The sequence below is a fragment of the Anoxybacillus sp. UARK-01 genome (genome assembly GCF_002075365.1).
GTDB lineage: Bacteria > Bacillota > Bacilli > Bacillales > Anoxybacillaceae > Anoxybacteroides > Anoxybacteroides rupiense.
In genome coordinates, this window is sequence record NZ_NASY01000014.1 from 1 (window position 1) to 1,349 (window position 1,349).

1 protein-coding gene and 1 pseudogene are annotated in these 1,349 nt (G+C 34.3%); one reads left to right on the plus strand and one right to left on the minus strand.

Annotation, left to right across the window (positions count from 1 at the left end):
- Positions 1-228 (plus strand): annotated as a pseudogene (locus tag B6A27_RS01605) (ISNCY family transposase); the annotation flags it as partial.
- An 830-nt stretch (positions 229-1,058) separates the two neighbouring features.
- Here B6A27_RS01605 and B6A27_RS01615 read toward each other — a convergent pair.
- On the minus strand, positions 1,059-1,349 hold a 291-nt coding region (locus tag B6A27_RS01615), incomplete at its 5' end, for an integrase core domain-containing protein (RefSeq protein WP_139788037.1).

Genomic DNA, 1,349 nt, shown 5'->3' on the forward strand with positions numbered 1-1,349 from the left:
AGTCCTCGAAATAGCGATGAACGAAAAGATGCCTATGGTCGGATGATTCGTTCGTTTTTGAAAACAGAATTCGGAAAGTGGTTGTTTGGTTTTCGCAACTCGATTGAGCAGACATTTAATCAGTTAAAGAATGACGGATTAGAACAGCCGCGTTGGTATGGGTTTCATCGCTATTTACTGCATGTACAATTATGCATTCTTATGCACAATTTTGAGTTTTTACTCTAGTTTTGCAACACCTTCAATACCTTTAACTTCAATTTCAATATTAATCTTCCTTTCTTTATAATTATTGGGTACCCATAACAAAATATATCAAAATTTTTTGTTTTTTCAATAAATTAATTTAAAAAACCCAACATAAAATACAAAAATTTCTTTATATGTTATAATATAATTATTGAATATGTAGAGGAGAGGATTTTTTTGAGCGGATTTACAACTATACCATTTTGGTTACTTGTTTTAATTGTAGGTATCATTATTCTAAGTATACTTGTTTCTATATATGGGATTTTTAAGAAAGTCAGGTTTTCAATATTAAACATAGTATCATTGATATTGATATCCGTTTTTCTATCCATTTTCCCACTGTATAGAACTCGGGGAAACGAATTAGAATTTTTTATATCTGAATTATTTAAAGGATCTTGGTGGGCAGTAGTAGTTTTACTTTTGTGTTTAATAAGTATTTATTGGTGGTATCATTTCTTTAAATTCTTAAATAAAAAATAGCTATGTCAAGACCAATTTTATCATCAGCTTTAGCACTTTTAATTCTTCAAAAAAATGGGAGAATTCATTTAAATAGTTTCCTTAACGGTTCGTAATGGGGATACAAAGCAAAAAAATCTTTATATAACAATTTTCTTTGCTACTTAGAAGTCTAATAATTTTCTAAATCTCTTAACAAAACTTCGACTGCCATTAGTTTAGAATCATCATTATTCTAAAAAACCGGTGGTCTATATCCCACTGTAATGCCCCCCATTGTCAAGACACAATTTCGGAAAAAATAAGTTAAGTCCTCCTTCAATTGTAATGGGGAGCGGATGCCGTTAAGCAGTCCGCGCATACACATCTGCCGGCTTGGCGTAACCCAACGCCTGATGGGGGCGTTCGGTATGGTAAAAGCGTAGATAAGCTGTAATCGCCTTGCGAAGCGCCCGAGGGTTCTCATACTCATTCAGATAGATTTCCTCATATTTGAGCGAACGAAAGAAGCGTTCCGTACGGCTGTTATCCCGTGCCCGGCCTTTGCCGTCCATCGATACGTTTACGTTGTGCTTGATCAACAAGTCCAAGTAATCCTGATTCGTAAAATGACTGCCCTGATCGCTGTTCATAAT